This is a genomic window from Nocardia abscessus NBRC 100374, from assembly GCF_000308455.1.
Lineage (GTDB): Bacteria > Actinomycetota > Actinomycetes > Mycobacteriales > Mycobacteriaceae > Nocardia > Nocardia abscessus.
In genome coordinates, this window is the sequence record NZ_BAFP01000273.1 from 129,037 (window position 1) to 152,096 (window position 23,060).

The window sequence follows — 23,060 nt, forward strand, 5'->3', positions numbered from 1 at the left end:
GGATCAAATATGGTGTCGGACATCGACGACCTCCGGTGAAGGAAGGCGTGGACCGCGTTCCGTCATGTGACGGCCTTTTCGCGGTGTGGATGTCCCCTGGCAGTTCGGGTTCGAACGTGCCGGTCAGTACCCGGTGACCAGTACGTCGACGACAAAGCGCGAACAATGTATTCGTCAGTTCAGTTGCGGTCGTCGGAGGGCGTGTTCCCTTCTCTGTGACGGCTCGAGGAGGCTCGGCTAGTACGGGTCGAGACCCAGCTCGGTCGGCCCGCGGGAGTCACCGACCTGATGGTAGGGGTCGGGCTCGGTATCCCAGGCATGTTCGTCGGTGGCAACGGCGGCGTCGACGGCCGCGCTGATAGCGGCTGCGGCGTCGGGGTCTGCGTCGGCGTGCTCGCTGTTGAGGGCGGCGTCGACGAACTGGGCGCGCAGTGACGCCGCGGCGGTGTCGATCATCTGTTGGGGTGTCGGTGGCGTGACCGCGGCGCCAGCGGTGGGGGTGCCGGTATCGGGGTCGGTGGGAACGTAGGGCGGGATCGCCAAGTCGGGGCTCGGGGCAGCGTAGGCGTTCCATTCGGCCACCAAATCCAGCTCGTTGTAGGTTTCCAAATGCACCGCATGCCCTCGGCGCGCGCCTTCCGCGGCCGGGCCCCAGAACGTGTCGGCTTCGGTGGCGGTGAACTGCGCGGCGTGTGCCAGGGCAGTGACTCGCTGGTGATACAGCTGCATGTTGCGGGCGAACTGCGCGGCGGCGGCCGGGGTGGTGCCGAAACTCCATCGGCCGGTTGAGATCCGGTCAGCGCGGGCGGCGGCGAGCGCGGCCATCCGTTCCAGATGCCACCAATCCAGGTGCAGCATGTCGATGTAGAAGTCCTGTGCGGCGTTGTCGCGCACCGGGTTCTGCCGCACCCCGGCCTCCACCCGGGGACGGGTGCTGGCGGTGCCGAGTTCGCGAGCATCGGCGATCCACGCTGGTTCGATGCCTGCGGTCAGCGCGGTTTGTTCGGCCTGCTCGCGTTGGGCTTCCAGCCCGTCCAGATGCGCTTGCCACGCGGCTTGCTGGTCGCCGTCGCTGGTGAGCGCTTCGAACTTCTCCCACCCGGCATCCATGATGCGGGTGTGTTCGGCGGCCAGCCGCCGGATGCGCATCAACAGCTGCGCTTGCCACTGCGCCACGGTCTGCGCGGGTGAGAATGGTTCAGGCGTGGTCATTGTCGTGCCTGCCTCACCAGTCCCGCTCGATCGACGACCCGGATTCCGGTGGCCGGATGTCGGGTTCGCCCGCAGGTTCGCTGTCCCACACCGCGGTCAGGTCGGCAGGCAGCGCCGCATCCACCGCCGCACCGAGACCAGCCTCGGCCGCCACCTGTCCGGGTGTGGTGGTCGACAGTGCTCTGGTGGCGCGGTCGAGGAGCAGGTGCGGGGCGGGTGGCGCGGAAACCGGTTCGGGGGTTGTCACCTCGTTGATGGCGAGGGTGTCGAGTGCTCGGCGGGCGTCGTGTTCGATGCCGCGCCAGGCGTAGGCGCGCCACCGTTCCGACAGGGCAATGTCGTCGTAGCCGCGCACGGTCACCGACACCAGCTTCAGCCAGCCCGCGCCGTCACGCTCCCACAGCTGCGCGCGTTCCTCGGCGCTCAACCCGATGACGTGGGCGGTTTCGGCCGCCCGGATCCACAAGGCGTCCATGTTCCGGTCGAACTGCTCGCGCGCGGCGGGGTCGTCGGCCAGAGTGTCGTCGAGTCCGCGCAGACGGTGCTCGACCTTGACCGCGGCCATGTGCTCGAGCTGCCAGATGTCCGCGGCGACGCCTTCGACCATGTGCGCACGCACCGGGTCTTCCCCGTGCCGCATCGTGCGTGGGGAGTGCACGCTGTCGCCCCACCGCACACCTCGTTGTCCGGCGGCGCGGGCGGCGGTGATCGCGGAGTCGGGCAGGCCAACGGCGGCGGCGTGGAGTTCGATCTCGCCGCGATCCGCGTCCAGGGCGCGCAAATGCGTGCGCCAGGTTTGTATCGGGATCTCCCCGCTGCCGTAGTGCGGCTGGTAGGTGGGGTAGCCCTGGCGCAAGACGCGGGTGTGGTCGGCCGCGGTGTTCTGGATGCGTTCGAGCAGCCGCAGCTTCCAGCTGGGCAGTCCCTCCAGCTCGGGTGATGGTTGGCTCACGGGCATAGGCCTTTCGTCAGAAATGCTTGATAGGGAGGTGCTTCGGTGTTCCGGCGAAGTCATGGCTCGGGTCCGGGGGCAAGTTCGTGCCGAGAGCCGCCCATCTCGAGCGCGTCGTCGGCGGAGGTGTGTGCTGCGCCGGGGGTGTCGGACAGGCCGGCGGCGTCGATCGCGGCGGTGATGTCGGCGGCGGGATCTTGGTCGCGGTCCGGGTCGACGATGAGTGCGGTGGTGGCGCGGTCGGCGGTGGTGAGGGCGGTGGCGGCGTGTTCGACCATGCGGTCGGGCGAGTCCGGCATCTGGGTGGCGATGTCGTCGGGCGTGATTCCGGCGGCTTGCAGCACCATGACCGGCATCGCCGCGGCGGTGAAGTCCGCGCTGGCCAGCTGGCTCCACCGCTGCGCAAGCTGATGGTCGGCTTGCCCGCGGAGCTGCTCGGCCACCGTCGTGGACCAATGCCGGTGCCCGCGCTGCCACACCTGGTGGCGTTCCTCCTCGCTCAACCCCAGAGCATGCGAGACCGCGCCCAGACGCTGCCAGGTCATGCCCATCACCCGCCGAAACCGCGCCACCGCATCCCCATCGAGCGTCGCCCGACGGGGGTAGGCGGCACCGATCCCGGCCATGTCCTGCAACCCGTGGATCTCTCGTCGCAACGCGGTGACCAGTGCGGACCGCTCCACCCGACCTGAACCGAGGAAGGCTTGTCCGGGCTGCCAGCGGCTGCCGCGTTCCCCAGCAGCGCGCGCGTAGTCGATCCACGACCTCGGCACCCCGACCGCCAGCGCGACCGCTTCGCATTGTTCGCGGGAACGCTGCCCGATCCGCACTTGCTCCATCACCTCCGGCGGCGGATTGGCGTGACCGGCATGGTGGGCGCGCTCGAGCAGTTGCTGGCTGTCGTAGGCGAGGTGCTGCACCGCCTTCAGCAGGTGCACCTGCAACGGAGTCGGGGTATCCATTTCACTGGCCTCCGCCTCGACGCTGCTGCCAGGGCGGTCTCGCGCTGCTTCGGCTGCTCATAGCTCGCGCCCAAGGTCGGGTGTTCGGGGCATCTCACCGGTGGACAGTTCGGCCTCGATCCCGAAATCCATCGCGGCTGGGGAGAAGTCGTGGATGAGTCCGGCGGCATCGACCGCGTCGCCGATCACCGACCCGTCATCGGATGCGGTGTCCGGCTCGCTTATGAGATCGGCGAACTCGTGGCTGATGTGCGTGGCGAGCGATAGCTCTTCGGTCAGCCCGATGACGTCCTCGATCGCCACCGGCGATGGTTTGCCGACCGCGCTCAGCGAGGAGTCGATGTCCTCGACGATGGTGGCGTCGATGATGGACGGGCCACTCTCGATCGCCAACGGTGACACCTGACGTTGGCCATGGGCGGAATCGATGTCCTCGACAAGGGCGGCATCGATGATGACGGAAGGATCACTGGCGGTGTCTTCGGTGAACCGCTCGGCGTAGGCGTCGGCCTCCGCAGCGTGCTGGGGCGAGAGTCCTTCAGCGCCTTTCGCCGCGGCGAACGCGGCGGCCGAGGCCATCGCTTCCCCCGTGTCACCGTGCGTGCTCAAGCTATCGCTGAAACCGGCTGCCCGGCGGCGGACATCAATCAGCAGTTTCTTGTATTCGACGTCGAGCTTGTGCAGCTTGTCGTCGCGTGTCTCCCGGTTCTTATAGGCGGTGATCTTCGCTTGGTGCAGCTCTCGGCTTTGTCTGCGTTCGAGTGAGCCCGCCATATTCCGGCGCGTCAGGTCTGCATCGGCGCGTTCGATCTGCCGCTGCTTCTGCCGCTGCTCGAGTTCGTGCTGTTCGCCTCCGCGCTGGATCCGGGCACGGACTTCATCGACCCTGGCGCTGTTGAGGTGCCGCGCGTGATCCGCGGCTTCCACAGCGTTGGTCACGCGCACCCAATGCTCGACCGACGAGCGGTGCTCTTTCGCATCGGCGTGCCGTATGCGCTGCTCGGATTCCGCTTTCGACCGGGAGTGTCCACTCTGGCCGCGCATCAGCGCGGCGGTCGTGTGCGCGGTCTGCAACGCTTGGACGAAACCCTGACGTACCGCCTGGCTGGATTCTTCGACCGGATCGCCGCTCACCCCGCCACCTCCAATCCCGACAGCAACCACGGCGAACCGGCTGTCGTGCTGGTGGCGTGGGCGTAGACGGCCCACCGGATCGGCGGCTGACCGGTCGGCTGGAGTTCGACGGCCAACACCCGGTGCGCGGAGGTGGCGGTGTCGGCGGGGTGGTCGTCGCTGGTCACCTGGGCCGTGGTGGTGAGGGTGGTGGCGTCGGTGCGCCACTGCTGCCACTGCGCGGTGGTCACCGGTGCCCACACCAGCGCCGCGGGCTCGGCGCGTTCGGCGAACCGCGCATCCAGCAGTGCCCGCGCTCCCCGGAACGCTGCGCGCTGGTCGGCATGCTCGCTCGGGCGATAACCGAACACCGCCCCTACCGCCGCAGCCAATACCTGCTCGATCGAACAGGGGTCCACCGCGCTGAAGGGGCGCGGAAAATGCGATGTGCGGCAAATCGGTTCACTGCTGGTGTCTGGCGTCGTTGTGGTCACACCGCATCCCGCGGCGACGAGGACCGCGGTGGCGGCGAGGAGGCGTGTCGGTGTCGTGCGGGTGCTCATGGCTCGCGCCCCGGCTCTCGCGGTGACGGTGCCGCGCCGGGCTCGGGTTCGAGTTCGGCGGCCGGTTCGGCGCTCCAGCTCAACTCCAGCTCATGGGGCAGGGCGGCGGTGACCGCCGCATCGTCAGGTTCGGCACGTGTCGCGAGGGCGACGCCGTCGCCTGCGATGCCGCTGTGCCACAAGTGGTGCATCGCGTGCTGGATCAACTGCTGAGGCTGCGGGGGCAAACTACCGCCGTCCAGGACCTGATCGCGGGAGCGGTCGATGCTGTCGCGGATGTTGTCGACGACGTCGCGTGCTTCGCGCTCGATGCCGGGCCAGGCGTGGGTGCGCCACTGCTCCTCGAGGGTGTCGGTGTCGTAGGTGTGGACCGTGGCGGCGAGCAACACACCCCACCCGCGCGCGCTTCGGCCCCACAGCTGTCGGCGTTCGATGTCGAGGAGATCGACCGTCCCAGCCAGCTCGCACGCGCGTTGCCATACCGCGGTCATGTTGTTCTGGAACTGGCTGGCCACGACCGGCTCGGGCTCGGAATGAATGCCCTGAGCGGCGAGCCGAGCGCGACGCGCGGCCGTCAACGCGGCCATGTGCTCCAACTGCCACACATCATCGGCAAGCGTGTTGAGGACCCAGGCGCGGCGGGCTTCCGGCCCGCGCGGCGGGCGCGGTGGCGCCGGGTCGCGCTCGGCCCAGCGCACACCTTGCCGCCCCAGCAGCCGGGCGGCCTCGATCCACTCGGGCGGGACCTCGACCGAGCGCGCGTGGATTTCCGCCTCACTCCGTACCGCGTCCAACACCCGCAACCGGCTCCGCCAGTTCTGGATCTCGAACTCACTGCCGTTGCCCGCGGTGTAGGTCGGGTAGCCGCGACGCAGCAAATGCGTGCGCTCCACCGACAACTCCTGGATGTCCTCCAGCAGCCGCACCTTCCACGGCGGCAACACCTCCCACGGCAGCCCCGCCCCGGTCACCGCCGAACCTCCGCGCGGCGGGCGAACGTGTGCAGGTGAAGGATGTGTCGGTTCACGAAAGCCTCCTCATCCGCGCGGGAAACGCAGTCGATCACCGGGACACGGCTTCTGCGGCGGGCAATGATTAGTAAGTAGGTGTGATCACACATTTCGATCTCCTGGAGATGGGCTGGTGTAGCGGCGCACGTCCATGCGTTCGCCCTCCCACGCGCTCAGCGGGGTGAGGGTGACGGTCTGCCCGGTTTGCGGAGCGTGCAGCAGCAGGTCGCGGCCCTGTGCGTCGCGGCCGTAGTAGATGCCGACGTGATGGGAATCCGTATCGCCCGGGGCGGTGAAGAAGATCAAATCCCCCGGCGCTCGCTGCGCGAACGGCACTATCTGAGCGGACGGGTGGTCTTGCTGGGCTTGGGTGTAATGCGGTAACCGGATCCGGCCACCGGAGGCGTGGTAGACCGCGTAGAGCGTCAGGCCGGAGCAGTCGAACCCACCGCCGGTCGGGCCGTTCACGTCGCCGCCGCCCCACACATAGGGTGTGCCGATCCACCGTGCACCGTGCTCGATCACCGCCCGCCCGAACCCCTTTGCTTCCGCAGGCAACGGTGTGCCGGAGTCGGTCGCTCCGCATCCTGCGGGGGATGACCCGCCCGGTGTGCGGGGCATCGTTCCGGGGTCGAGGTCTGCGAACATCGCATACAGTCGCCGCGCCAACTCCAGCTGTCCGGCGTAGGCGTTGGGGGCGGAGCGTTCGATCGCTTGGGCCAGTTCGGCCGGGGACATCCGCTCCGCGGCGGCCCCGAGCCGGGTGGCGCGGTCGTAGAACCAATTGATCTGATAGATCGGGTCCATCAGTTTCGCGATGCCGACCGAGCCCCACACGCTGGCACGCATCTGGTGCGGGCCGACCGAGTCGTGGTCGTAGCCGAGTCCGTCGTTGCTGTAGTTCAAAGACTCCGGCACCGCGGGATTCGCCAAGTTCCGGAAGCTCGATTCGGTGGCTTGGGCGGCGAGTTCGGCGATGATCACGTTCTCCGGCATGCCGCGCTGTTTGCCGATCGCGACCCCGTTGCGCGCCAGCTGCAACTGCGACTCCGATAACCCAGCCACCGTATGCCCGGTCGGGCCGCTCACCCCGCCCGCGGCCCCCGCCCACATCGGTGTCGCGCATAATGTCGTCTGGTCGACGCCGAGGAGCACCAAAAGCAGCAGTAAGAGCGCAACTGGGAGCCCCAGTGCGGTCGCGGTGACGGCTTTCGTGGGGGTATCCATCCGCGCTCACCGGTTGGCCTCCCCCGTGCCGGGGAGGTTGTCGAAACGTCGGTTGGTGTTGTGCACATCCGCGGCCCGTTCGCTCGGGGTGAACACCATCCGAAACGGAATCCCCGGCTCGTTCGCCTCCCCGGTCTTCAGCAGGAAACACCCCGTGCCGGGCGGGGTTTCACGTCGTGAGGGGTCGAGGTCGTCGTCGCTGGGTGGGCGGGGTGCGGCCCAGGAGGTGACCAGCAGTTTTTCGGTGTCGGTGATCCCGACTGCGGCGCGGATGCGATTGATTTCTTCCGGCCCGACTGGTCCGATGAGTTTGGCGCGGGCGCGTTCGAAGAAGCCGAGGGCTTTGGCTTGCGCGGCTGGTGAGTCGAAGGCGGCGAGGTCTTTGATGGTGTGGCTGCACATGATCAACCCCGTGCCCAACGTGCGGTTCAACCGGGTGAGCGCGTCGACCCGGTCGACCATGAACTCGCCCACCCCGAGCACGCGCCAGATCTCGTCCATGACGATTTCGAACGTGCGCGGCGGTGCGAGACCGGCGTCGGCGAGGGCGTGTGCGGCGGCGACCGCGCCGAAGCCTTCGCTCCAGCAGACCATCAGCACTGCGGCCAGCAGTTTGGTGTCGCCTTCGGGGATGCGCGAGACGTCGACGCATACCGCCGGACTTGCGAGATCGAGACCGGCGGTGGTGGGTCCGTTGAAGATCGCCCCGAACGGCCCTTCGACCAGAGCGCGTAGGGAGCGGCGCAGGGTTTTGGTGCTGGCCCGGTAGGCAGCGTCGTCGTCCTCTTCGACGAACTGACGCAGCCGATCGGCACCGGTAGAGATCACCTCGAGCAGGTCCGACAGCAGCGGTGGGCGCTGATAGCTGAATCCACCCGTGGGGCTGTAGAGCTCGCGTAGTCCGGCGGCGAGTAGCACTTCTTCGTAGTCGGCGACCCGAGATCCGCGCACCAGCTCTACGAGGCCGGCGACGACGTTGACCTGCCCGGCTTCCACTCGTGCGGCGACCTGGCGACGCTGATCTGGATCGGTGAGCTGCTCGACCACCGCGCCGAGGGCGCCGACGTCGAGAGGATTGAGGGTGCCGTGCCCGTAGCCGACGTCGACGACCTGCCCGCCGAGCCGCTGCACCAGGTCGCGGTAGTCGGGTTTGGTGTCGCCCATGCACAGCACCGTTTCCCCGGCCGCGACCGCGCCGGTCACCATCCGCCGGATCAACGAGGACTTGCCGAACCCGTTGAGCGCCAGCACGAACGCGACCGGGGCGGTGATGAACCCCTTGAGAAACCACGACATCGGGTCGAAGTGCACGGGAGTGCCGGTGATGTAGTGTGCGCCCACCGGGGTGCCGACAGTCGGGGCGCTGGCGCCGACGGCAAACGGCCACAACCCGGCGACTTGCACGGTGGTCGCTCGCCATTCCGGGCTGGTAGCCACAACGGCGGCGCGGCCACCGCCGAGCCCGCGATACCCGCGGTCGGACAACACCGTCAGCGATCGGTCGAAGCCATCCCCGCCAGTGTCTTCCGCGCGGCGGGCGGCAGTGGCGCGTCGATGATCATCGCTCGATATCGCCCACCGGGCCCGCCAACCACGCACACCAGGCCCGGCGGCGGCCGCCTCCATCGCGGCACGTGCCGACGAGGTGAGCACCCGCACACCCGCGACCGTTTCGGTACGCGCCGGCCGCGGCGGGCGGGACATCTTCCTGCGGTGGTCGGTCATGCCGAGACCTGCTTCGAGATCGAGGTGTGCTCGGGCAGGATCAACCCGATCCCCAAGCTCGCGGCGAACGCTGCGGCTTGGGTTCCGTAGCAGCGGCGGACACTGAGCCGCGACGCCGCGGCCATGCCTTTCACCGACGCCTCGATCCCCGGCAGGTCGCCCTCGAGATGGTCGGTGACCGTGACCAGGACCCCGAATCGGGTGAGCCCGGCGCCACGGGCTTGTTCCTCGCGGGCGGCTTGCGTGTTGCCCACGCGTATCCGTGCCGATGCCGAGGCGATGCCGCGTTCGGTCTGCTCGGCCGCGACAGCGTCGCGAAAATCCGAGTCGACCAGGGAGGTGGCCTCGGCCGCGCTGTGTAGCCGGTACACGACCGCGACCCGCTTGCGTGGAACGTCGGCGCGCGGGCGCAGCAGCTCCTCGAGCACGGTCTCCATCACCGCGCCGCGCGGGGCGGCGTCCATCTCCCAGGTGATCGACCGCGCCCCGTCGTGGACGTAGTGATCCCACCGGTCCTGATGCGCGAGCGGCCCGACGGAGTTCCACGACTGCGTCGAGGTGATCGCCGCGCCGGCGGCTTCCACGTCGCGTGGCGCGGCGAGGTCGTAGCGGCTGCGCACCAGCCCGAGGACCTCCCATGCCTGCAACGGCGTCGCCGGAAGCCCCGCCCGCGCCAGCTGCGAGAGCACGCCTTGCAGGCGTTGCCCGATCTCGCGGGCCTGCTCGGCGTCGTCGCGGCGGCCTTTGCCGATCGCGCGGTAGGTGATTGCCACTCGGCCTTCGATGCGCACACCGACACCGCCGATATCGGCAGCGGCTTCCCGCATCACCGCTTGCGCATACTCCGGAGCAGTGGGGCGGACCAGGCGAGTGACCTCCCGCGCCTGCTTGAGCCGGGTCTCGACCACGTTCTCCAGCACCGAGCACACCGCGACTACTTCCCCGCCGCGGCTCTGGGTGGCCAGGAACTGGCCGTACCCTTCGACCCATGCGTCGATTTGGGCTTGGTCGACCAACTCTTTGCCGCGCGGGATCACCCGCAGCACCACCGTGTAGTGATCGCTGCGGCGGATATGGAGCATCGCGAACCGTTTCCCGCCCGCGGTCTCGTACTCACTCAGCCGCGAATCCGCCAGCAAGCCCGGAAGTTTCGCGACGCCGGGAATCCGGGAGAATCGTCCGGCGCGGTAGACGTGCTCGCCGCGGGCACGCGCAGCGGCGAACTGGAGCCGCAACAGCGCGATCTCCCAGCCGGTGCGGCCATTGCGGGTGACGGCTAGTGGGGTGAATACCACCGCGGCACCGAGAATCAGTACACCGGCCGACAGCAGGGATCGGGTGACCATGAACCCGACCATCACCGTGATGATGAGCCCGAGCCCGAGCATCGACACGCCCCAGGTCAGGCCGAAGAACCCGGCCGAGCGGGGACGCTCCCAGCGGCCATACATGCGTGCTGTCATCGCCGCACCTCCCCCGGCCCCAAAGCGTCCGGGTCCAAACTTGTTGCGGTTGCCTCGTGGGTTTGGCTTTCGATCGCCGACACGGTGTGCTGCGCGGCGTCTTTGACCATCTGCGCGCCCATCACCGCCGCACCGGCCACACCGCCGCCCGCGGCACCGGCCGCCTCACCACCGCCGCTACCTGCTGCGGACGCCGACGGCGGCTTGCCTGCTCCGGCACCAGTAGGACGCGCACCACCCCTGCCGTTGGCCGAACCGCCGGCGTTACCGCCGCCGGTCCCAGCGCTAGTCGCGGCGGGACTCGCGGCACCGTCGCCGCCGCCAGGCATCGGGCGGCCGCCACCCCCACCTCCGCCACCTCCGGCGGGGCCCCCAGCAGCAGATGAGCCGGAACCCCCACCACCAGGCGCATTCTCACCCTCGCTGACCTTGCGGGCACTCGACCGCTCACCAGCCGCCGCCATAGCAATCCCGGCAGCACCGCCGGCCACAACAGCCGCTGCGCCGCCTCCGCCGCCGAGTATCGCGACGGCGGGGGCGACCAACCGGATCAGCGCGGGCAGGACAATCACTGTCATGACCAGCAGGATCAGACCGAGCAGCACCAACTGTGGGTCCTGCTGATCGCGACCCGCCACCGTGAAGGCGATCGCATAAACCAAGGCTCCCACCGGCTTCCACAACACGAAGGCCAGCGACCAACTCAGTAGGCGCTTGTACGCCTGCGAACCCGGTCCGGTACCCGACGCGGCCGCCACGATCGGAAGCACCGCCACGACCACGATCAGCAGCGCTTGCCGGAGAACCAGCATCACCAGTTGGATGAGCATGCTGATGATCCCGAGCAGGAACAGCACCAGATAGGTCCCGGCCCCCAGTCCGGATCTCGTCTCGAATTCGAACTCGGCCACTTCGGCAACGATGTTGTGTGCGTCTCCCCTGGAGGCGTCGAACAGTACCCACTCGGCGAAGGCATCACCGGCACGAGTTCCCGTGGTGATGATCGCCGCGAAGGCCATCGAGGCGAACACCGCGCGCGCCAACATCAGGAAGCTTTCCTGTGCCTCGCCCGCGACCCCGCCGCGTTTGGCCAGCGCCAGCCGCGCCGCCGCGAAAATGAGTCCGCAGGTGAGCAGCAGCACCTGCAGCCCGCTGGTGTATTCCCGGATCCCCGACAGCGCCGGTCCCAATCCCCCGCGCTCGTCTGCCAGTTGCGGAGACGGCAGCGCTGTCCACCACGTCATGACGAATCGCAGAAGCGCGCCGAAACTTTCCCCGAGGTGCGAGGTCAGATCGTCGAGGACCGAGCCAGCGGCCTCGGAGGCAGCGTCGGTTGCGGCCCGTTTGGCCATGCAGATCTCGCGGGGACCTTGGGGTATATCGCACCAGTCGATGTCGGGCAATTGCCTGCGCCAGGACCCGGTGCCGGGTGGCGGAGTTGCGAGGGTGGCGGTCATGGTGTGGTCTTCCATGACTCGAACCCGGTCAGCGTGGACGTCGGAATGCCGGGAGCCCAGAGAGTTTCGATGTCGTCGGGGACACGGACGCGCCAGTCACCATCGTTCCAGGCCATCGGCCAGGTGGAGACGGTGTAGCCCAGTTTGTCGCGCGTGGCGAACTGGACCACCGCCAAGTCGTCGCGATAACCGGGCTGGACGCGCACGCCGTCAGGGACCACAACATAGCGGGCCGCACCGGGCGTGCGCTGACGGGACCGGGCGAACCGATCAGTGAGTACTCGGCCGCCGCCGTAGTAGCGTTCACCCACCACTTGCTGCCACACCCCCTCGGGCGCGGCCAGCACACGCGCGAGCGCGTCCGCCGCCGCTAGCGCCGCGCCTTGAGGTGTGCGAGCGAAGCCGGACGCAAGGCCATCCTCTACTCGGCTGGGGCCGTCGCTGCCCGATACCGGCAGGGCTGCACCGCCCCAGCCACGCTGCCAGCGCATCTGGGCGGGCGGGGTGATCAAGTAGTCCGGGCGAGTCGGGTCCGGGCGGGTGGTCGGGTCTTGCGGCAGCGCGGAACCCGCGTCGTCGCCGGTGACGTCCAGCCGGTTGCCCAACAGGTCGATGGTCGGTGGCAGCGTGGCCGGAGGAAGGTCGGGAAACGTTCGCACCGTCGGGGCGATCGGGCTGCCAGGATCGTGGGGCTGCTCGGATGAGCCGGTGTCGTCGGTGACGGTCAGGACGAAGACCGCGATCACGACTGCGGTGATGCTGGTGAGAAGGATGGTCAGTAGGCGATGAGATTTCATCAGGGGTGGTTCCTTTCTCAGCGCGGTGTGAGGGCGACCAGGTCAGGAGGGGGCACCGTCACGGCGGTGACCGGTGCGGTGGTGGGGTTGTCGGGCAGCTGTAGGCGCCAGTCGTCGCCGTGCCAGACGACGCTGGTGCGGTTGCGGGTGAGGGAGTTGTCGGGGTGGATGCTGTAGACCTCGACGTCGGTGGCGTCGAGGGTGTAGCGGGTGATCACGTAGCCGAGGATTTTCGGTGGGCGGTCGCTGATCGGGGTGGTGATCGAAATCTGGGCGCGCGCAGTCGCCCAGGCGTCGCGGCCGGGGCTCGGAGCGAGCATCCGTTGTCCGACGATCGGCCACTGGCTGTCGGTGGCGATGGACATTCGCACCGTGGCGTGGATGGCGGCTAGCGCGGCCCCTGCCGGTGACCGGTCGAATCCGGTAGCAGCGGGTTGCTCGATGTGGCGGGGGCCTTCTTTCCCGACCGGTAGGTCGACCCCTTGGAAGGGCTGCCAGCGCAGGCCGGTGGGTGCGGCCGCGAGTGCATTGGAGGTTGTTTCACCGATCTCGCTGTGGTTTGCGCTGCCGCAGGCAAGCAGCCCGGCAGCAGTGAGCAGTACGGCCACAGCCAGCGCAGCAGCGCTGGTGGTGCGGTGGGTTCGATACGAGTTCACGGATGGGTTCTCCTCGGCAGGATCAAGTCGGAGGCAGGACGGCGAGGGCCAGCGAGCTGGCGCTGCCGATCAGCACGGCGCCGAGTAGGGCGCCAGCGAGTCCTTCGACGGCTTCGTCGCGGTAGAGGCGGATGGCCAGCAGTCCTCCGACCCACACTGCGCGGGCGATGCACAGCAGCAGCACGAACCAGGCCAGCCAACCCAATAGCTGCGTCAGCGGTGAGAGCACCTGCGCGGGCAGTGGTTTGGCGATCACAGTGCACCGCCCAGTTGTTGGCTGCGGTGGGCGACTTCGAGCGCGGCCAGGATCGCCTCGGCAGCCGCGGCCGGCTCGAGGTGAGGCAGGGAATGCCCGACACCGGGAACACAGCTGTAGTCGCCCCAGATGAGTTCGGCCAGTTCCTGGGACATGCGGGGGTGGACGACCAGGTCGAGTTCACCGGTGACACTCCACGTCGGCGCGCTGCGCAGGATGCTGAGGATCTCGCCGGACAACCTCGCACTGCTGTAGGCGGCCAGCTCCGCTTTGACCACATCCAGGTCGGCGTCGCGCATCCAGTCCCGGCTGCGGATCGGGCGCGAGCGGCGGCGCGGCGGTCTGTAGCTACCTGGATAGAGGGTGGTCGTCAGTTCGTCGACGAGCCGACTCTCCCAGTGCTTGCCAGTCTCACGGTTGCCTGACTGCGACGACCACGGGAATGCGGTGCAGCCGTTGAACAGCACGATGCCTGCCAGGGCACACGCACGGTGCGGATAGCGCCCGGCCCATGCCTGCACCAGCAGCGATGCCACCGAGTGCGCCACCAGCACGACCGCGCCGTGCGCGTGCGTCAGGACGGTGTCGAGGTCGTCGATGTGCACCGGCAACCTGGTCCCTGCTCCAGGACCAGGAGGTGCGGTCGTGCCGTGTCCGCGCTGGTCGTTGACGATCTGGGCGATTCCGCCGTCGAGGCGCTGGTGCAGGTAGTCGGTCAGCGGCCTCCAGTAGCTGGAGTCGGTGAGCATGCCGTGGACGTAGACCACCGTCACCGGTGCCGCCGCCGGACCCAGGCGCGTGCCCGAGAGCCGGGGCCGGTCGGGGGTGTAAATGGTGAGCGGACTCGAGTCGCGGTGACCGGTTGTGGCTGATTGGAGCGTCGCGGCGGCGGGCGATGTGGCTGTGGACAGGTGGGGATGAATCCGGAGGTAGCGCACGGTCATCCGCCTCCGGTGACGACAGCGTTCATGATCTGTCCGGCGCTGGTGGCGACGATGCCGCCGAATACGGCACCCGCGATGATCTTGGGCGATTCGACCGCGCCGCCGTGGAATCGTTCCCACCCGAATTTGCCGCCGGCGTAAATCAACGCGCCGATCCCGGCGAGAGTGACGATCCAGGACAGATAGTTGACGACGTTGATCAGCTTGTCCGCGCCGGGCGGGGAGGTCGGGGTGATCTGAATCTGCTGGGCAAGCACAGAGACCGCCCCGGCAACCGCGTACGCGGTGGTCATGACGTTGACTCCGAAGCATGTTGTGCCGCAACTGCTATACGATCTGCGGCGAGGTGGGTGATGATCTGAGCTCCGGTGCGGTGCACGTCAGTGGGAACGGCCTCGGTCAGCCGGGAGCGGCGCGGCGGTGGCGGATCGAACGGCACGTATTGGGCCAGGTCTGTGAGTTCGTGGCTGAGTAATTCGTCATGCCAAGCGATCTCGTAGACGTGTTCGACCAGGTCCGCCACGACAGACCGATACCGACGCACGACGGCGGGGGCTCGGCCTGGGCGCGCTGCGGTCAGCACGAGTCCGATCACCTGCACGCCGTCGGGGGCCAGTCCGGCGTGCCATTCGCGTAGCCGGTCGGCTGCAGCGGTCAGGCCGGGTATGCACAGCCTCGCGGCGGCGATCACCAGCTGAGTAGTTCGGGGCGAGCCGGGCCAGGCCAGACCAGTGTCGGCGGCCGGTGCCCACCACCGCGCCAACGTGGAGGCACCCGCGCCGCCGTGCGTGCCGAGCACGGCGAACAGCGGTGGATGCGGGCCCGTGACCGGCAATGGTGTGTCCCGCACTGGTGCCAACCGCTCCGGCGATGGCGCTGCGACGGTGTCGGGGTCCAGACGCCGTCCTGGCTGGTGATGTGTCCGAGGGGGTTTCAGCACAGCAGTCAACGGTCAGCTCCGCTTCTGGACATTGGTGATGACCATGTGGTCGTGGTCGTGGTCGTGGTCGTGGCGGGCGTTGATCAGTTGCAGGTAGTCGATGCGCTGCCCGTCGGGTCGCCGCTCCACCACATGCACCTCGGCGGTGGTTTCAGCGATCGGAGTGATCGCCACACAGTGGGTGGTGCCGATCGGGATGGACGCAATCCCCGCGGCCAGCGACTCGAGAGCCAGCCCGGCTTGGGGCGCGACCAGCCGCAGCGCGGTCTGCGCGCTGCGCTGGACGTAATAGGCGTGCTCGAACGCCGCAATGGTCCCCGCCAGGCTGTGGGTGTCGCCTGCGGTGTCGGTGACGGTCTGCCCGGACAATCCTGTGCATGCACCGCTGGGAACCTGCGTCGTCCTTGGTGGGGGGCTCGCGGTCAGGGTGGGCAGCACTGCGGTCAGGTCCGGCCGGTCGCTGATCGAGCGCAGACCGGCGCCGACCAGCACGGTGGCCACTGCCAGCCCGACTGCGAGCCAGATCCACACCTTGCGGGGTGCTCGGGCGTGGTCGCTATTGCCGGCGGGGTGCGGTGCCGGCTGGTTGATCCACTGCCATTCGCTCCCACCGACGCGCTCCGCCGTGTCCGTAGCGGTCGAATTAGCTGGCAGCTGTGTAGGTTCGGTCGGACGCAGCCATCCCCAGCCGTGCTCGGTGTCGGTGTCTGTGCGGCTGTTCGGCATATCGTTTTCACCTCCTCGTTCGGATGCGATTGGGCGTGGGCTGGGCCCTTCGGGCGGAGTGCCAGGGGTGAGAGAATCGGCAGACGAGTCCGGGTTCGGTCTGCGAGTCGGGCTCCGCCCGAAGGGGTTCAGGGGCCACCAGTGGACGGCGGCGCCGCCGGTGCGGTCGGGTTATCGGCGCGCGGTGTGGTGGTCATCGAGTTGGTGGCAGAGCGTGGTGGGTTCCGTTGTGTGCCGGTGGCGGCGAGGTCGCGGGCGAGCGCGGTGAACCAGTCGGCGGTCGCGGCCAAGGCTGATTGCCCGGCAGGTGTGGCCGATGCGGTGCGGTAGGAGCCGTGGCGGCCAGTGGTATCGCTGTATTGCGCGGTCCCGGCGAGGGTGTAGAGCTGCTGGTTGTCGGTGATGGTGCTGGTGATCGCATCGAACGCTTCGTTGACCCACCGGCTGGCTGTCTGCGGCGGAACGAGTTCCACCACGGCGGTGGCGAGTTTCGCGCCGATGCTGGCGACGGCCGCCCACGGGTTGGCTAGACCCACGGTCGCCAGCTCGGCGATCGTGGCCGGGGTGAACACTCTCCGCGCCACCGACACCACCGCGTTCAACCCGATCGTGCCGATCTTGAACAGTGCCGCCAGCGCCTCCCTCGGCCCAGGCGGGACCGTGTCCGGGTTCGAGGCTTCGGCCAGCCGCTGCCCGAGCGGTTTCGCAGGTTGATAGGACAGTTGATCCAAGCTGGTCCCGGTGATGTCGTCGTTTACGACGTTCACTGCGGTGGTGTAAACGGTCGCCGACAGCGCCTGAGCGATGGTGGACACCGCCGCGATCGGGTCACGCAGGTCCGAGCGGGCGGCGATGTTCGCTGCGGTTGTGGCCAAGTTGCCCCCAGCCGGGACGTCGCAGATAGCGTCGCCTGCCACGCACAGGTCCGCGACGCGTCCGGTCAACGCCCCGACGCCGTCAGACGCTGTCTGCGCGGAGGCGATACCGGCTCCGGGCAGCGGCCGATTCAGCAGCGAAATCTCGGAGACCTTCTGCCCTGTGGTGCCGGGCGCAGCGGATGGCGTGGTGTTCTCCGGCAGGCCGGGCAGCACTGGGGTGTTCGTGGCGCGGTTCGGGTTGGCCAGCAATGCGATTGCGGCGACCTGATCGGCGCTGACGCGTGCGCTGCCTGCGCCGACGCGATGGGCGAACCGCGAAACCGCTGGCGCGCCGTGCGCGTATCCAGCTGCGGCGATCTTGGTGTTCGGGCAGCGCGTGACGACGTCGGCGGCCATGTGTTCCAGACGCTCGGCCGCTGCGGTGATCGCCGAGTCATACGGCAGTGCCGTGCCGTCGGGTGCCCGCCCGTAGGGGACGTAGGAGCGTTGCACGAGATCACCGGCCGCAGCGGCCAGTGGGCCGAACATCTGCCCGAGCGCGCCGGAGTCGCTGCTGACCCCGGCGTCCGGGGCGGCTTCGTCGCTGCCCTGCACCCCGAACGCGTACAGCGCCGGGCAGGTCGCGCCGAGCGGCGCGCCGGTGGTGTCGGCGTGCACGACGCCGGCGACGTTGGCGAGCGACATGGCGACCGACACGAGCACCGCCGCAGTAGCGTGGCGCCGTCTGCTGGTGTGGGTGCTGGGATGCACGGGTCTTCACCTCGATCCGGATTGTTTGGGGGGGCCTGCCCGCCCCGCGGCTGGGGACGTGGGGCGGGCAGGCCGATTCAGGTGGTCTGGGGGTTTGGTGGTGTGGGGCGGTGCTGCAGGTAGCCCGCCAGTCGCGCCACTGCCTCCGCGGCCCCGTCTTTCGCGGCGCCGACGTGGCTCGTCGGGTACTCGCGCCAGCTCAAATCCACTCCTAAAGAGCGGTATTGGGCGAACAATTGCCGTCCGATCGCGACGGGCACGAGTGCGTCTTCTATACCGTGGTAGAGGTGCACCGGAACCTTCGGTGCGGACCGGCCGCTGGTCTCGTTGGCCAGTACGTATCGCCAGATCGGGTCGTTCCAGGGATCTGCGCGCTCGCACCACTTGCCCAGCGGCTGTTCGCGGTAGGTGAGCAGCAGCGCTGCCGCGTCTAGCGCTCCGGCTTGCTCGATCGCTTCGCGGCCGGCGTTGGTGATCAGATGCCCGACCGGGAGATAGGAGTACGCGCGACTGAGGCCGATGAGCCCTGCCAGCGCCAATCCCGCCCACGGCCCGCCATCGATTTCCTCGATCAGTGCGCCAGGGTCCGCGACGACACCACCGGCGGCCACGCCGCGCAGGTCCAGATCTGGGGCGTACCGCGGTTGTTGTTCGGCTGCCCACGCCGCGCTGCGGCCGCCGTCGGCATACCCCCACACCACACACGGCGCGCCATCGAGGTCCGGCAGAGCGCGGGTCGCGCGGGCGAGGTCGAGCACCGCATGGCCGCCAGCGGCACCGGCCAGGAACTGATGCGGTCCCAGACCGGTCATGCCCAGGCACGGCCCGTCCGCTACCGCGACCGTCCAGCCGCGCTCGAGGGCTGCGGTGATGGATTCGGATTCCGGTTGTCGGCCTTCGGCCAGCAGATGGGAAGGTGCGCAGCGACCGCCCAGCCCGTGAAAAGACGGGCAGTACACCAGGACTGGGCCGGGACCCTTGAGCCCTGCGACCGGGCTGGGGGTGATCACGGTGCCGGAGGCAGGCATGGGGGCCCGCGATCCTGTGGTGGCGTACACGACCTGCCACGCCGGGCCCGCACCTCGCAGACCGGTCAGGGTGATCGGGCGGCGGCGCAGGAGCTGCCCGGCTGGTGCAGCGATGCCGTCATCCGGGGTGCTGTAGAAGTCGTCGTCGATCGTGATGGGTTCGGTCATGGCCTGGCTCCGGCGATATCGTGGGCAAGGGCGACCATCCAGGCGATTCCGGAGTTCAGTTGTCCGTTGACGGCGTAGTTGTTGTGCCGGGCGACCGTGTCGAGGTACCGCACCCAGACAGCGGGATTGATCAAGTCGGCGTTGTCTGCGACCAACTGAGCCCACGCTGCAGAGAGTTGACCGGCCAGTTTGGGCAGCAGCCCGATCGGGTCTGCCGCGACCGTGGCGGTGATCTCGCCCCACCGCGCCGCCGCTATGCCGTGTTCTTCCGGGGTCGGTGCTGGGGTACGCGGGTCGGCAGCGTCGACCAACCGGTCAGCGAGCGGCAGTTGCGGGAGGTAGTCGACGTTGCCCGCGCCGACCTGGAAGTCGTTGAGCACCACACTGGTCCAGGCATCACCCAGCGCCGCCGACAACAGCGCGTTCATCGATCCGAGCGCGGCCAACGGGTCGCGCAGGTCGGCTTGCGCGGCGATCTCCGCTCCGACGCGCAGCAGCGCGGCACGGTCCGGCGCCGAGCAGGCCAGGTCGCCGTCGGTGCAGACATCCGCGACCCGCCCAGCGAGTTCCCCGTAGCTGGTCGCGCCATCGGAGATTCCACCGCCACCAGCGGGAGGATTGGACAGATGGACGGCTGACACCGCCGCCCCGCTCGTGCCCGGCGCCGGATCAGGCACCGTCTGTCCCGGCCGTCCCGGGAAGATCGGCGCGCCAGGAGCGCGATCGGGATGGGCATACAGTGCGATCCCCGCGACACGGTCCGGCGGAACCGGGCCAGCACCGGTACCAACGTCGTGCGCGAACGCCGACAGCGCTTGTGCACCTTGTGAATAGCCGATGCCAGCGATCAGAGTGGCAGGGCAGGTCTCCACGATCTCGACAGCAGCGGCATCCAGCCGATGCCGCGCTTCGGCCACCGACACCACGTAGGGGTCCGGACCACCACCGGGGACCGCGCCACCGAAGCCCGCACCGTAGCTGATGTAACTGCGTTGCACCAGGCCGGGAGCACCTGCGAGAACCGGGGCGATGAATGCACCGACGACACCAGTATCGGCGAGCGGGTCGGCCGTCGGTGAAGATTGCCCGGTGCCCTGGACACCGAGAACATACAAGGCGGGGCAGCCGGGGCCGATAGGTACCGCGACAGCCGTTTCGCTGCCGGTGGCCACACCGAGCGCTGCCGAAGCAGCGACCGCGGCGGCGATGGTTCGCATACGGCTTCTCATGGAGACGGTCATGGCTGCCCGACTCCCACTCCAGCGCCGAAGCCCGCACCGACAGTGCCGGCAGCCACAGCGCCGATCGCCGCAGCAGGAATCCCGGCGACGGCAGCCCCAGCCGCAGCGCCAGCAGCGGCTCCCAGTGCTGTTCCAGCGACCCCGGAGGTCACTTCGCCGATGATCGGTACCGGCACCACCGTTCCCAGCGCGGCCCCTGCGATGCCACCGACCGTGCCGCCGATAAGGCCACCGACTACCGCGCCCGCCGCAGCTGCTGGCGCACCGGCGACCGTGGCGCCGACAGCGCCACCGATCCCCGCCCCGGCGAGGGTCGCCCCGCTGACGCGGTCTGAGCGCCCGGCCGGAATACCGATCGAATCCAGCGCGGTCGCGACCTGCGCTTCGGCGTTCGCGGCGACATCGTTGATCACCTCTGCGTATTCCGGCGGCAACCACTCCGGACGCGGAGCCTGCCACTGCCCGACCCGAATCGTGTTCTCTGGCGCTTCGATCGGCGCCACAGGAGCCACCGGTTCAGGCAGGTGCAACTCCTCGATCCGGACCGGCTCCACCGGCTGCTCGGGCGGCGGCGCCGGACGCGACGGTGCAGCGTTGCGGACCTCCGGCGGCTGCGAGTAGTAGATCGGGGGCGCTGGCTCCGGCGGTGCGGGTACCGGCTCGGGCTCCTGCGCTGGTGGGGGCGGTGTGGTGGTGCCGGGCTGAGCCGGGCTGGTGACGCCGGGCTGATCAGCGATCGCGGCAAGGCTTTGGCTGGCAGTGGCGGTGCCTGCGGCTGTCAACATCACTGCCGCGGGCACCATGGCCGCCAGGATTGCGCGGCTACCTCGGCCGAAGCTGCGCGAGCAATCTCGCCCCCAGCGCGCGTTGTTGTCGTGATCGCCGTGTACTGCGTCGTCGCCATAGGGGAAGTGAGTATGTTTTCTGATTTTGTGCATGCCGAATAGACCCCGTCGGGAAGGTATGGAGAAGAATTCTTATGATCGAAATTCGCCGCAGCGCGTGGTGATTCCTTACCTCCCAGCAGTGAATCACTGCTGGGAGGCCGCATCTCGAGGCGAGATGGTCAGATGAACGGCAGGATGAGCGCCAGTGCCTGGGCTGCCACGGACAACCCGTTGGAGAGCACAGACAGGCCGGTATTCACCCATCCGAGAATGATCAGAGGATCCATCGGTTTCCTTTCAGCGGTCGAACTTGCGCGTCCATCAAAACCCGTACCGCGCGGCGAAATCCAGTGTTTCGGTACACCTAATTTGCGTTAACGCAGCCAGCGTAAAACTGCAAAACGGGTGATACGCTGCGGCGTTCCGGACCATTTCACGCAGCCAGCGATAAACAAAATTCTTCTGTACATCCAAACCCTCTGACACAGAAACGACCCAGGTACGTCGTATAGGCAGATAAGTCGAAGCCTCCCGAGCCTCGCCGATCAGCGTGCACGGGAGAACGATCGAACAGCAGGAATCAGAGAAGGTCTGCTACGGCGGGTAGCCGCAGCACGCGACCCCCGTAGACGCGGGTAGGGACGCAGCTCGAAGTCAGGGCCATCAGCTGCATGACCCGTGCTTCTGACGTGAGCTAAGAAAGGACGGCCGACTATCCGAAAGGGCGTTGCGGAGGTATGGGGCGGCGGCGCTGTTTCCGCCTACGAGTCGGCCGGCGGCGATCGGCTGTTTGCGGTTTCGCAAGATCTGGCGCTGATCGTGAGCGCGGATGGCTGGCGGTCGACTGAATCGCCGCAGCGATGTCGCTTGCGGTCAGGTACCACGATCGACCCGCTTTGTGGCCTGGCAGACGTCCCTTTCGCAGCTGTTCTTCGTACCAGCGTGTGGATTTTCGCAACGCTCGAGCGCCTACCGCGACGGGATATGTCGGCTCATGCGGCAGATTGTGGGTAAGGTTCGCCGACGGATCCGCTGAGCCGTCCTTTGCATGCTCGCTCATTTCACAGACCTGACTGCCATTGCCGTCAGCGCCAGAACGTTTTCGCAGTTGCGATATGGACGAGCTGGCGAGCGGCTACGAGAATCTCTGCACTTAGAATACCGTGAGGGCGATGCGGGTAATTCAACGACAGGCGCCAGTCGATCGCTGCCCGGAGAGAGATCACGAAATGCCTCGCCCGACGCGAGGCATTGATCGTAGGTGCACGCGGTAGCAAGGGACGATCGCTGCCCACGTCATTTTGTGCAAGAACAGCGTCTAGGCTACCTCGATGTTGGGTCCGCGATATCGCACCGGAAGAGCGGTGAGCAGCAGGACGTCTCCGGTCTGACTGATCTCTGACATGGTCAAGCTGTAGGAGATCAGCTCTCCGGTATCGATGTCGCGCCAATGCAGTTGGTCTCCGGTGCTGCGGCCATAGGAGATGCTGATGCTGCTGGCCCAGAGCCGGGCGAACGCACTGTTGGGGCGCAGCTGTCGCATCAAGTCTCTGGCCTGCTCCGACGTTCGGTAGCGTCCCAGTACTGCTTTGGTGGTGGCGACCGAATGAGCAGCCTCACGGTCCCAATCGATCACGATGTCTCTCGCAGCCGGACTGAACAGCCATACCGGCACCGACTCGCTGGCATCCAGTCCAGGCAGTGCTGACCGGAACGAATCGTTACAGGCCAACACGTTCCACATCGGATCCATGTAGGCCCCGAGCACTCCCCGTTCCTCGAGGGCATGGATGTGGGTCATCAGGCCGTCGTTCTCGCGAACGAGCCGACGGAGGTTCTCGGCGGGTGCGAGATCCTTGGCGGGGGCGCGAAGCTCGAGAAGGTGACGTGCTTGCGCGCTGTCCAGTCGGTATCCCCGGATCAGCTTGTCGAGCGTTTCCAGACTGGGTATCCGTTCGCCGCTTTCGATTTGGCTCAGGTATGACGCACTGACCCTGGTGCGCTCGTAGCTACCGACCCGTGATAGCCCCAGGTGGTCTCTGATCATCCAGCACGTCGTCGACAGCGTCGGTATGCTCGGCTGCGCGCTGCGTCTGGGCTGGCGG

The 23,060-nt window shown here is 68.0% G+C and carries 22 protein-coding genes; all 22 read right to left on the minus strand.

What is annotated here, in order from left to right:
* Window positions 1-237 precede the first annotated feature (237 nt).
* Window positions 238-1,212 carry a hypothetical protein gene (locus ON19_RS36710; protein ID WP_043703755.1) on the minus strand — a complete coding sequence of 325 codons (975 nt, stop codon included), beginning with the start codon at window positions 1,210-1,212 and terminating at the stop codon, window positions 238-240.
* Window positions 1,213-1,225: 13 nt separating this feature from the next.
* Window positions 1,226-2,164, minus strand: coding sequence for a hypothetical protein (locus ON19_RS36715; protein WP_157230052.1), 939 nt, complete (start codon window positions 2,162-2,164; stop codon window positions 1,226-1,228).
* 59 nt (window positions 2,165-2,223) lie between these two features.
* Window positions 2,224-3,126 carry a hypothetical protein gene (locus ON19_RS36720; RefSeq protein ID WP_043703759.1) on the minus strand — a complete coding sequence of 301 codons (903 nt, stop codon included), beginning with the start codon at window positions 3,124-3,126 and terminating at the stop codon, window positions 2,224-2,226.
* A gap of 57 nt (window positions 3,127-3,183) precedes the next feature.
* Window positions 3,184-4,260, minus strand: coding sequence for a hypothetical protein (locus ON19_RS36725; RefSeq protein ID WP_043703762.1), 1,077 nt, complete (start codon window positions 4,258-4,260; stop codon window positions 3,184-3,186).
* Window positions 4,257-4,802 carry a hypothetical protein gene (locus ON19_RS42665; RefSeq protein WP_157230053.1) on the minus strand — a complete coding sequence of 182 codons (546 nt, stop codon included), beginning with the start codon at window positions 4,800-4,802 and terminating at the stop codon, window positions 4,257-4,259. Before ON19_RS42665 ends, ON19_RS36725 begins: the two co-directional genes overlap by 4 nt.
* The gene (locus ON19_RS36735; protein ID WP_043703764.1) at window positions 4,799-5,773 is read right to left on the minus strand and encodes a hypothetical protein; all 975 of its coding nucleotides are present in this window, start codon (window positions 5,771-5,773) and stop codon (window positions 4,799-4,801) included. The genes ON19_RS42665 and ON19_RS36735 overlap by 4 nt, the downstream gene beginning before the upstream one ends.
* A 141-nt stretch (window positions 5,774-5,914) precedes the next feature.
* Window positions 5,915-7,039, minus strand: a complete 1,125-nt coding sequence (locus ON19_RS44450; RefSeq protein ID WP_280925719.1) for a C40 family peptidase — start codon at window positions 7,037-7,039, stop codon at window positions 5,915-5,917.
* 6 nt (window positions 7,040-7,045) lie between these two features.
* Window positions 7,046-8,764 (minus strand): putative type IV secretion/conjugal transfer ATPase, encoded by a 1,719-nt coding sequence (locus ON19_RS36745; protein WP_051169715.1) that lies wholly within the window; start codon window positions 8,762-8,764, stop codon window positions 7,046-7,048.
* Window positions 8,761-10,227, minus strand: coding sequence for an SCO6880 family protein (locus ON19_RS36750; RefSeq protein ID WP_043703767.1), 1,467 nt, complete (start codon window positions 10,225-10,227; stop codon window positions 8,761-8,763). Before ON19_RS36750 ends, ON19_RS36745 begins: the two co-directional genes overlap by 4 nt.
* Entirely contained in the window at window positions 10,224-11,699 is a 1,476-nt protein-coding gene (locus tag ON19_RS36755; RefSeq protein ID WP_051169716.1) for a TrbL/VirB6 family protein, read from the minus strand. The genes ON19_RS36750 and ON19_RS36755 overlap by 4 nt, the downstream gene beginning before the upstream one ends.
* Window positions 11,681-12,481, minus strand: coding sequence for a DUF8175 domain-containg protein (locus ON19_RS39570; protein WP_051169717.1), 801 nt, complete (start codon window positions 12,479-12,481; stop codon window positions 11,681-11,683). The genes ON19_RS36755 and ON19_RS39570 overlap by 19 nt, the downstream gene beginning before the upstream one ends.
* Window positions 12,482-12,498: 17 nt before the next feature.
* Window positions 12,499-13,137: a DUF8175 domain-containg protein gene (locus ON19_RS36765; protein WP_157230054.1), complete on the minus strand. Its 639-nt coding sequence runs from the start codon at window positions 13,135-13,137 to the stop codon at window positions 12,499-12,501.
* Between the two features lie 22 nt (window positions 13,138-13,159).
* Window positions 13,160-13,393, minus strand: coding sequence for a hypothetical protein (locus ON19_RS36770; protein WP_043703769.1), 234 nt, complete (start codon window positions 13,391-13,393; stop codon window positions 13,160-13,162).
* On the minus strand, window positions 13,390-14,337 hold the full coding sequence (locus tag ON19_RS36775) for an alpha/beta fold hydrolase (RefSeq protein WP_043703772.1): 948 nt from the start codon (window positions 14,335-14,337) through the stop codon (window positions 13,390-13,392). Before ON19_RS36775 ends, ON19_RS36770 begins: the two co-directional genes overlap by 4 nt.
* Window positions 14,334-14,630 carry a hypothetical protein gene (locus ON19_RS36780; protein ID WP_043703777.1) on the minus strand — a complete coding sequence of 99 codons (297 nt, stop codon included), beginning with the start codon at window positions 14,628-14,630 and terminating at the stop codon, window positions 14,334-14,336. Before ON19_RS36780 ends, ON19_RS36775 begins: the two co-directional genes overlap by 4 nt.
* Window positions 14,627-15,187, minus strand: coding sequence for a hypothetical protein (locus ON19_RS36785; RefSeq protein ID WP_227954570.1), 561 nt, complete (start codon window positions 15,185-15,187; stop codon window positions 14,627-14,629). The genes ON19_RS36780 and ON19_RS36785 overlap by 4 nt, the downstream gene beginning before the upstream one ends.
* A gap of 102 nt (window positions 15,188-15,289) precedes the next feature.
* Window positions 15,290-16,003, minus strand: a complete 714-nt coding sequence (locus tag ON19_RS39575) for a DUF8176 domain-containing protein (RefSeq protein ID WP_051169719.1) — start codon at window positions 16,001-16,003, stop codon at window positions 15,290-15,292.
* A 128-nt stretch (window positions 16,004-16,131) separates the two neighbouring features.
* Window positions 16,132-17,631 (minus strand): cutinase family protein, encoded by a 1,500-nt coding sequence (locus ON19_RS36795; RefSeq protein ID WP_051169720.1) that lies wholly within the window; start codon window positions 17,629-17,631, stop codon window positions 16,132-16,134.
* Window positions 17,632-17,708: 77 nt separating this feature from the next.
* Window positions 17,709-18,827, minus strand: a complete 1,119-nt coding sequence (locus ON19_RS36800; RefSeq protein WP_051169721.1) for a lipase family protein — start codon at window positions 18,825-18,827, stop codon at window positions 17,709-17,711.
* Window positions 18,824-20,044, minus strand: coding sequence for a cutinase family protein (locus ON19_RS36805; protein WP_083899934.1), 1,221 nt, complete (start codon window positions 20,042-20,044; stop codon window positions 18,824-18,826). Before ON19_RS36805 ends, ON19_RS36800 begins: the two co-directional genes overlap by 4 nt.
* Before the next feature lie 20 nt (window positions 20,045-20,064).
* Window positions 20,065-20,853, minus strand: a complete 789-nt coding sequence (locus ON19_RS36810; RefSeq protein ID WP_157230055.1) for a hypothetical protein — start codon at window positions 20,851-20,853, stop codon at window positions 20,065-20,067.
* A 1,420-nt stretch (window positions 20,854-22,273) separates the two neighbouring features.
* Window positions 22,274-23,060 (minus strand): MmyB family transcriptional regulator (locus ON19_RS36820; protein ID WP_218006549.1); only part of this gene is annotated, 787 nt, incomplete at its 5' end.

Bases quoted from the DNA above. Each gene is read 5' to 3' on its own strand.
- ON19_RS36710 (WP_043703755.1), bottom strand. From the start codon at position 1,212: ATGACCACGCCTGAACCATTCTCACCCGCGCAGACCGTGGCGCAGTGG.
- ON19_RS36720 (WP_043703759.1), bottom strand. From the start codon at position 3,126: ATGGATACCCCGACTCCGTTGCAGGTGCACCTGCTGAAGGCGGTGCAG.
- ON19_RS42665 (WP_157230053.1), bottom strand. From the start codon at position 4,802: ATGAGCACCCGCACGACACCGACACGCCTCCTCGCCGCCACCGCGGTC.
- ON19_RS44450 (WP_280925719.1), bottom strand. From the start codon at position 7,039: ATGGATACCCCCACGAAAGCCGTCACCGCGACCGCACTGGGGCTCCCA.
- ON19_RS36745 (WP_051169715.1), bottom strand. From the start codon at position 8,764: ATGACCGACCACCGCAGGAAGATGTCCCGCCCGCCGCGGCCGGCGCGT.
- ON19_RS36750 (WP_043703767.1), bottom strand. From the start codon at position 10,227: ATGACAGCACGCATGTATGGCCGCTGGGAGCGTCCCCGCTCGGCCGGG.
- ON19_RS36755 (WP_051169716.1), bottom strand. From the start codon at position 11,699: ATGGAAGACCACACCATGACCGCCACCCTCGCAACTCCGCCACCCGGC.
- ON19_RS39570 (WP_051169717.1), bottom strand. From the start codon at position 12,481: ATGAAATCTCATCGCCTACTGACCATCCTTCTCACCAGCATCACCGCA.
- ON19_RS36775 (WP_043703772.1), bottom strand. From the start codon at position 14,337: ATGACCGTGCGCTACCTCCGGATTCATCCCCACCTGTCCACAGCCACA.
- ON19_RS36780 (WP_043703777.1), bottom strand. From the start codon at position 14,630: ATGACCACCGCGTACGCGGTTGCCGGGGCGGTCTCTGTGCTTGCCCAG.
- ON19_RS39575 (WP_051169719.1), bottom strand. From the start codon at position 16,003: ATGCCGAACAGCCGCACAGACACCGACACCGAGCACGGCTGGGGATGG.
- ON19_RS36800 (WP_051169721.1), bottom strand. From the start codon at position 18,827: ATGACCGAACCCATCACGATCGACGACGACTTCTACAGCACCCCGGAT.
- ON19_RS36805 (WP_083899934.1), bottom strand. From the start codon at position 20,044: ATGCGAACCATCGCCGCCGCGGTCGCTGCTTCGGCAGCGCTCGGTGTG.
- ON19_RS36810 (WP_157230055.1), bottom strand. From the start codon at position 20,853: ATGTTGACAGCCGCAGGCACCGCCACTGCCAGCCAAAGCCTTGCCGCG.